This window comes from Streptomyces sp. NPDC058678, from assembly GCF_042714835.1.
GTDB lineage: Bacteria > Actinomycetota > Actinomycetes > Streptomycetales > Streptomycetaceae > Streptomyces.
Window position 1 is genome coordinate 1 of sequence record NZ_JBHXSG010000143.1, and the last position, 8,344, is coordinate 8,344.

An 8,344-nucleotide genomic window follows, 5' to 3' on the forward strand; every position below is an offset into this window, starting at 1 on the left:
CCGGGGACTCCGTCCTACGGTGGCGTCCCCGGTTTCCACACCGGGCGGAGCCTGTGAGGGCCATCGCCAACGCCCTGGCCGACACCGGGTGGTACCAGTCCGGGATGCCAGTCGGTGACGGCAAAGGGACACCACCCGGTGCCGCTGAAGGCCGTCTGCCCCCGTGCCCGGTGGCGTGGAAACCGGGCACGGGGGGCGGCCCGTCGCGGTGTGCGAGGCGGAGGAGTCAGGGCATGACCGCCGTCATCGCACGGGCACCGCGAGGTACTGGTACTCCAGGAACTCGTCGATGCCGACCCGGCCGCCCTCGCGCCCGAGCCCGGACTGCTTGACGCCGCCGAAGGGGGCGGCAGGGTTGGAGACGAGGCCGGTGTTCAGACCAACCATGCCCACCTCCAGGCGTTCACTGACGCGAAGGGCTCGGTCCAGGCCCTCCGTGAAGACATAACCGACCAGACCCCAGGGGGTGTCGTTGGCACGGCGTACGACCTCGTCCTCGTCCTCGAAGGTGAGGATCGCCGCCACGGGGCCGAAGATCTCCGTGTCCATCAGCCGGCTGCCGGAGTCGACGTCGGTGAGGACGGTCGGCGGGTAGAAGCAGCCCGGGCCCTCGGGCGCGCGGCCGCCGACGAGCACCTGCGCGCCGCGCTCCACCGCATCGGCGACCAGCTCCTCGACCTTGGCACGCCCGGCCCTGTCGATCAGCGGACCGACGTCGACGCCGTCCCGGGTACCGGGACCGACCACGAGCTCGCCCATGCGCTCGGCCAGGCGACGTCCGAACTCCTCCGACACCGACCGGTGCACGAAGAAGCGGTTGGCGGCCGTGCACGCCTCGCCCATGTTGCGCATCTTGGCGAGCATGGCGCCGTCCACGGCCTTGTCCAGGTCGGCGTCCTCGAAGACGATGAACGGCGCGTTGCCGCCCAGCTCCATCGAGGTGCGTACGACGGCGTCGGCGCACTGCGCGAGCAGCAGCCGCCCGACATTGGTGGAGCCGGTGAAGGACAGCTTGCGGATCCGCCCGCCGCGCAGAAGCGGTTCGCACACCTCTCCCGCACGGGAGGTGGTGACGACGTTGAGCACGCCGTCCGGCAGCCCGGCCTCCTTGAGGATCGCGGCGAGGGCCAGGCTGGAGAGCGGGGTCTGCGGGGCTGGCTTGAGCACCATCGTGCAGCCGGCCGCGATCGCCGGGCCGATCTTGCGAGTTCCCATGGCCAGCGGGAAGTTCCACGGGGTGATCAGCAGACAGGGGCCGACCGGGCGGCGGGACAGCAGCATGCGGTTGCGGCCGTCGGGCAGGATGCCGCCACCGCCGTCGATACGCACGGCCTCCTCGGAGAACCACCGGAAGAACTCGGCCGCGTACGCCACCTCTCCCCTGGCCTCGGCCAGCGGCTTTCCCATCTCCGACGTCATCAGGTGGGCGAGCTCGTCGGTGCGCTCGAGAATGATCTCGTAGGCCCGGCGCAGGATCTCACTGCGCGCCCGCGGGGCCGTACGGGCCCACGCCTCCTGCGCCTGCACGGCCGCGTCCTCCGCGAGCCGGGCGTCCTTGGCACCCGCGTCGGCGACATGGGCGATGATCTCACCGGTCGCGGGGTCGTCCACGGGCATGGTGGCGCCGTCCGCGGCGTCCACCCAGGACCCACCGATGAACAACTGCGTGGGTGTGTCGGTCATGACGTCTCTCCTGGTTGGTCGGCGGCGGGGTCGAGGAGTTCCGCGAGGTGAAGGGCGCGGATGCCCCGGTCGCCGGCGAGGTGGTCGATCTGAGTGGCGCAACTGAAGCCGTCGGCCACGACGACGGTCGGCGTGTCCTGGCCGATGCCGTCAAGGCGGGGCTTCAGGGCCAGGCCGGCGACGGCCATCGAGGTGTCGTAGTGCTGTTCCTCGAAGCCGAAGTTGCCGGCGAGGCCGCAGCAGCCCTCGGCCTCGTCGACCTTGCCCACGCCCAGTCGGCGCAGCAGGTCGGCAGGCCGGCTGCCCTTGAAGGTGGCGTACTCGTGGCAGTGGGTCTGCAGGACGACGGTGTCCGGCAGCTCGGACCGGATCCAGCCCGGGGCGGCCAGGTCGGTCAGGGCGCCGGTGAAGGTGTGGACGCGGTCCGCGACCCGACGGGCGGCGTCCGTCCCGAGGAGCTCGGGCACGTCGCGCTTGAGCGCGGCGGCACAGCTTGGCTCGGCCACGATGATGGGACGTTCGTCGCCGTTGTCGAGGTGGGCGACCGTACGGGCCATGATGCGGCGGGCCACGGAGAGCTGGCCGGTGCTGACCCAGGTCAGGCCACAGCACAGGCCGTCCTGAGCCGTGCAGGGGATTCCCGCGTCGGCGAGCACGCGGCTCGCGGCTCCCGCGACCTCGGGACGGAAGGCGCGGGTGAAGCTGTCGACGAAGAGCAGGGCCTTCGCCGGTTCGCCGCTCTTCGCCTTGCGCAGGACCCTGCGCAGGCTGCGCCGGGGGGCGAAGGCGGGGATCCTGCGCTTCGTCGTGACGCCACCGAGACGGGCGAGCAATGTGCCGATCGGTCCGCGCAACAGGACATTGAGGGGGCGGGCGGCGTAGCCGGCGAGGGCGGAGGTGAGGGGCAGCCAGCCCAGCGAGTAGTGGGAGCGGGGCCGGATCCTGCCCTTGTGGTGCTGGTGCAGGAACTCCGCCTTGTACGTGGCCATGTCGACGCCGACCGGGCAGTCGCTGGAGCACGCCTTGCAGGACAGGCACAGGTCGAGGGCGTCCCGTACCTCCGTGGACCGCCAGCCGTCCTGGATGGTCTCCCCACGCACCATCTCCTGGAGGAGGCGGGCCCTGCCCCGCGTGGAGTCGTTCTCCTCGCCTGTGGCCCGGTAGCTGGGGCACATCACGCCGCCCGCGTCGCTACGACATCGACCTACGCCGACACAGCGGCGGGCCGCGCCCGCGAAGCCGTCCTCGTCGTGCGGGAAGGTGAACTCCGTGGCCAGGGGCTGGATCTGGTGCAGCGCGAGATCGGCGTCGAGCGGGGCGGGAGCCACGATGACGCCGGGGTTCAGCAGCCCCTCGCGATCAAAGACCTGCTTGAAAGCGGCAAACGCCTGGATCATCCGGTGGCTGTACATGACTTCCAGCAACTCGCCGCGCGCCCGCCCGTCCCCGTGCTCGCCCGACAGCGTTCCGCCATGGGCGACGACCAGGGCGGCGGCCTCGTGCAGGAAGCGGCGGGCGGCGGCGCGGCCCTCGTCCGTGGCGAGGTCGAAGTCGATGCGCACGTGGACGCACCCCGCGCCGAAGTGCCCGTACATTACGCCCGTAAGCCCATGATCGGCCAGCAGCTTGCGGAAGTCCCGCAGGTAGCCGGCGAGGTTCTCCGGTGCGACCGCCGAGTCCTCCCAGCCCGGCCACGACTCTCCGCCGTCGACGAGGCGAGCGGCCAGGCCGGCCCCGTCCTCGCGGACCCGCCACAGGGAGCGCCGCTCGGCCGCGCTCTCCACAACCCGCCCGCCGGTCATCCGACCCTGTGCCTTGAGCACGTCGAGGAGCTCGGCCGCGCGCGTGTTGACCGTGGCCTGGTCGTCGCCGTCGAGTTCGACGTACAGCCAGGCGCGCCCCTCGGGCAGTCCGGTGACGGAGTCGGGGCCGCGGCGGGCTCGCATGGTGGCGACGATCGCCTCGTCCATGCCCTCGACGGCGGTCGGATTCCACCGCAGGATCTCCGGCACATCCTCGGCCGCGTCGACGACGTCGTCGTAGCCGAGGGTCAGCAGCGCGGAAGCCTGTGCGGTCGCCACCAGGCGGACCGTCGCGGCGGTGACGACCGCACAGGAGCCCTCGGTGCCAACCAGCGCGCGGGCCATGTCGAAGCCGCGCTCGGGCAGCAGGTGGTGCAGCTGGTAGCCGGAGACCTGGCGGGGGATCTGGCCCAGCTCGGTCCTGATCGGCCCGAGGTTTTCGCCGATCAGGCGTCGTACGTCCGCTTCGAGGCGGGTGACGTGGTCGGTGTCGCGTGGGTCGGTCGGATGCAGGCCGGTGCGGTCGGCGACGGCCCGCACACCGTCGGCCGTCACGATCTCCAGCGCCTCGATGTGGCTGCTGGTCCGTCCGTGCCGCACGGACCGGTTGCCGCACGCGTCGTTGCCGATCATCCCGCCGATGGTGCAGCGGCTGTGCGAGGACGGGTCGGGGCCGAAGGAGAGCCCGTGCAGGGCGGTCGCGCTCTGCAGCGCGTCGAGGACGACTCCGGCCTCGACACGCGCGGTCCCGCTGGCCGGGTCGATGTCCAGGATTCGGTTCATGTACCGGGAGAAGTCCAGGACGACGCCCGGCCCGACCGCGTTGCCGGCCATGCTGGTGCCGCCGCCGCGGGCGGTGATGGGGACGCCCGTCTCCTTGCAGGCCCGCAGCACTGCGACCACGTCGTCGGCGCTGCGGGGGAAGGCCACAGCCTGCGGGGGGACGCGGTAGTTGGAGGCGTCGTAGGCGTACTGGCCCGTGGGGCCCGGGCCGGATTCCACCCGCAGGCCGGGAGCCGTCTCGGTGAGGCGGGCGGTCAGCCGCGCCACGCTGTCGCTCATCGCGGCGATGCTCCTGCGGTACCGGCTTCCACCGCGGTCGCCCACGCCAGGAGGCCCTCGTCCACCGCCGTCTCGTCGATGACGAGCGCCGGGATCATGCGTACGACCTGGTTCCAGGCGCCGCACAGCAGCAGGAGCAGGCCCTCGTCGATGGCGGCGCGCTGGACGCGGGCGGCGGTCTCGGGGTCGGGGCTGCCGTCCTCGGTGACGAACTCGGTGGCCAGCATCAGCCCGAGCCCGCGTACGTCTCCGATGCCCGGCGTGCGGTCGGCCACCGCCTCAAGGCCCTGGCGCAGTCGGGCCCCCATCGCCTCGGCGTTCTCGACGAGCTTCTCGTCGCGCACGACGTCGAGGGTGGCGACGGCCGCCGCGCAGGCCACGGCGTTGGCACCGTACGTGCCGCCCTGCGAGCCCGGCCACGCCTTGGCCATCAGCTCCTCGGAGGCGGCGATGCCGGACAGCGGGAAGCCGCTGGCCAGGCCCTTGGCGGTGACGAGGATGTCGGGGGTGACGCCGAAGTGGTCGTGGCCCCAGAAGCGGCCGGTGCGGCCGACGCCGGTCTGCACCTCGTCGAGGATGAGGAGGAAGCCGTGGCGGTCGGCCCGCTCCCGCAGACCTTCCATGAACGCCCGGGTCGCGGGGACGTAGCCGCCCTCGCCAAGCACCGGCTCGACGATGATCGCGGCCGTGTCGGCGGGCGAGGAGATCGTCTGGAGGGTGTAGTCGAGCTCCTTCAGGGCGAAGCGGGTCGCGGTCTCCTCGTCCCAGCCATAGCGGTAGGCCGACGGGAAGGGGGTGACGACCACGCCGCTCATCAGCGGGGAGAACCCGGACCGGAAGCGGGTGCCGGACGTCGTCATGGAGGCGGCGGCCACCGTACGGCCGTGGAAGCCGCCGTGACACACGATGACGTTCGGCCGGCCGGTGGCCTGGCGGGCCAGGCGCAGCGCGGCCTCGACGGCCTCGCTGCCGGAGTTGGTGAAGAACAGGCTGTCCAGACCGGCCGGCAGCACCTCGCCGAGCTTGTCGACGAGGCGGCGCAGGGGCTGGTGCATGACCGTCGTGTACTGGCCGTGGATCAGCGTGCCGACCTGCTCCTGCGCCGCCGCCACGACCTTGGGGTGGCAGTGGCCGGTGCTGGTGACGCCGATGCCGGCGGTGAAGTCGAGGTAGCGGCGGCCGTCCTGGTCGAAGAGATGGACGCCCTCGCCCCGGGCCGCCACCACGGGCGTGGCCTGGCGAAGGTGCGGCGACAGTGCGGTCATGTTCGTCTCCCGGCGTGGGTCGTCGGACTGGTGCGCTCTGCCGAGCATCTCCGCCGCCCGGCGGCGAGCCAACGCGCGATCTGTCCGGTACGGGCCCGCTGTTCGGACGTTGTGTCAAGCACGGGCCGGAAATGCGGCGCTCACTGCCTCATCCACCGAGGCAGGACTGCCCTTGCGCAGGTCAGCAAGGCTTGTCACAGTGGCCGGGCACTCCCCCTCTCGGCTTCGCTCGGGCGGGGCACCCCCATGGAGACACCGTGAACGACAGCCGTTCGACGGCACGACCGCCGGACATGGGCGGCCCGGACAGCACCCCGCCCGCCCGCGCCCTCACCGTCGCCGACGTCCTTGCTCTGCCCGTCCTGGCCGCCGGCCAGCCCCAGGTCGTGACCGGCGTGACCTTGCTCGACCGGCCGGTCCGCTGGGTCCACATCACCGAGCTGACGGATCCCGCGTCCTTCCTCAAGGGCGGCGAACTCGTCCTGACCACCGGCATGCCCCTGCCCGAGGAGTCCGCAGGCATCCAACGCTACGTCGACGAACTCGCCCGCATCGGGGCAGCGGCCCTGGTCATCGAACTCGTACGGCGCTACCACCGCCCGCCCGACGCACTCGTCCACGCCTGCCGCGCCCGCGGGCTGCCCCTGATCACCCTCGCCAAGGACGTCAACTTCCTTGAGGTAACCCAGGTCGTCCACGGCCTCATCCTCGGCCACCAGGCCGAGGCGATGCGCCGCACCCAGCGCGTCCACGAGGCGTTCACGACGCTGACCCTGCGCGGCGCCGGACCCGAGGACGTCATGCGCGCGGCAGCCGAGATGAGCGGCCGCACGGTCGTCCTGGAAAATCTGGTCCACCAGGCACTGATCTGCGAACCCTCCGGCGCCACCCTGGAGGAAGCGCTCACCGACTGGGAGCAACGCTCCAGAGCGACCCCACCCGGCGACCGCACGAGCCGACGCGGCCCGGAAGGCTGGCTCACCGCATCGGTCGAGTATCAAGGTGAACGTTGGGGCCGCGTGGCCATGCTGCCCGTCCCCACCACCGAACCGGCCTTCGGGCCGGAGCACATCACCGTCCTGGAAAGGACGGCGATGGCCCTGACCGTCGCGCGCCTCACCCACCCCACCCCCTGGGAAAGCACCGCGCACCGCAACGCTCTGCGCGACCTCGTCGAGCAGCGGCACCGCTCCGCAGCGGACGCCTGCGCCCGGCTGGCCGCACTGGGCCTGCCCACCGAGAACAGCCGCTTCCTCACGGTCGTGGTGGACCTCCCCGCAAAAGACACCACAACGCATGCCGAGGCCCGCCTCTCCCAAGCCCTGCACGCCACGGGAATCCCGGCGCTCATCGGCGAACTGACCCCCGGCCGCTTGGGAGTACTGCTCGCCCTGAGCCCCTCACACCCCTGGCAACCCGCGGTCGAACGGCTGAGCCACGTGGCGCGCGACCTTTCCCCGCGGGCCGTCGTGAGCGTCGGCTTGGAGGTCGACCACCTCACTGACACTCCCCGTTCCTTTCATCAGGCGAGCCGCGTGGCCGAGGCCACCCCGCCCGACCAGCCTCTCCCCCCGGGCCGCTCCTTCCACGAACTCCGCGATGTCGACCTGCGCCGCCTGCTGTACGCGCTCCGCGAGGACACTCGGATCCAGGAATACGCCGAACGACGACTCGGCCGCCTCCTCGATCACGACGCCCGACACGGCACCGGCCTGCTGACGACCCTCCGCCACTACCTCGACGTGGCCGGCAACAAAACCAGCGCCGCCCGCCGCGGCGGTCTGTCGCGCGAGACGTTCTACCAACGCCTGCGCACCATCGAGCGCCTGCTCGACTGCGACCTCGAATCCGGCGAACAGCGCACCGCATTGCACGTGGCCCTGATGGCGCTGGACGTCTTGCGCACCGGCTGACCCTATGCCTCGCCTGCGGATGTTCCGTCGAGGAACCGCCGCGCCTTTGCCCCGCAGATGCGGGCCACCCGGGCCCGGGTCTACGTCACCGGCAACCACGAGTACTACAGCGAGGCCCAGGGCTGGGTCGACCTGATGGGCGAGCTGGGCTGGGAGCCGCTGCGCAACCGCCATCTGCTCCCCGAACGCGGAGGCGACACCCTCGTGGTCGCCGGCGTGGATGACGTCACCGCCGAGTCCTCCGGCCTGGCAGGCCACCGCGCCCACCTCGCCGGAGCCTTGAACGCCGCCGACCCCGACCTACCCGTCCTGCTCCTGGCACACCAGCCCGAGTTCGTCGACCGGGCGGCAGCCGACGGCATCGACCTCCAACTCTCCGGCCACACCCACGGTGGCCAGATCTGGCCCTTCCACTACTTGGTCCGCACCGACCAGCCCGCCCTCGCCGGCCTCAGCCACCACGGCGCCCGCACCCTCCTCTACACCAGCCGCGGCACCGGCTCCTGGGGCCCACCGTGCCGCGTCTTAGGGGTCCTTTCAGAATGCTGGGTCCTTGCGGGCGAGGGTCATGCAGTGGGCGAGTTGCAGGAACGCGTCGTGCATGTCGTCTCGGGTTTCC

At 71.8% G+C, this 8,344-nt stretch carries 4 protein-coding genes and 1 pseudogene; 2 read left to right on the top strand and 3 right to left on the bottom strand.

Features of this window, described 5'->3' with window-relative positions; all coding sequences use genetic code 11:
- Positions 1-243 precede the first annotated feature (243 nt).
- From ACFWWR_RS47855 to ACFWWR_RS47865, 3 genes are read right to left on the bottom strand one after another with little or no spacing between them, the layout of a single operon-like run.
- Entirely contained in the window at positions 244-1,683 is a 1,440-nt protein-coding gene (locus ACFWWR_RS47855) for an NAD-dependent succinate-semialdehyde dehydrogenase (RefSeq protein ID WP_384310655.1), read from the bottom strand.
- Entirely contained in the window at positions 1,680-4,547 is a 2,868-nt protein-coding gene (locus ACFWWR_RS47860; protein WP_384310657.1) for an FAD-binding and (Fe-S)-binding domain-containing protein, read from the bottom strand. The genes ACFWWR_RS47855 and ACFWWR_RS47860 overlap by 4 nt, the downstream gene beginning before the upstream one ends.
- The gene (locus ACFWWR_RS47865; RefSeq protein WP_384310659.1) at positions 4,544-5,812 is read right to left on the bottom strand and encodes an aspartate aminotransferase family protein; all 1,269 of its coding nucleotides are present in this window, start codon (positions 5,810-5,812) and stop codon (positions 4,544-4,546) included. Before ACFWWR_RS47865 ends, ACFWWR_RS47860 begins: the two co-directional genes overlap by 4 nt.
- A gap of 293 nt (positions 5,813-6,105) precedes the next feature.
- Between ACFWWR_RS47865 and ACFWWR_RS47870 the strand changes: the two genes are divergently transcribed.
- A complete protein-coding gene (locus tag ACFWWR_RS47870; protein WP_384310661.1) occupies positions 6,106-7,725 on the top strand; it encodes a PucR family transcriptional regulator in 1,620 nt (539 codons plus the stop codon).
- 33 nt (positions 7,726-7,758) lie between these two features.
- Positions 7,759-8,250: pseudogene (locus ACFWWR_RS47875) on the top strand (metallophosphoesterase); the annotation flags it as partial.
- Positions 8,251-8,344: the final 94 nt, after the last annotated feature.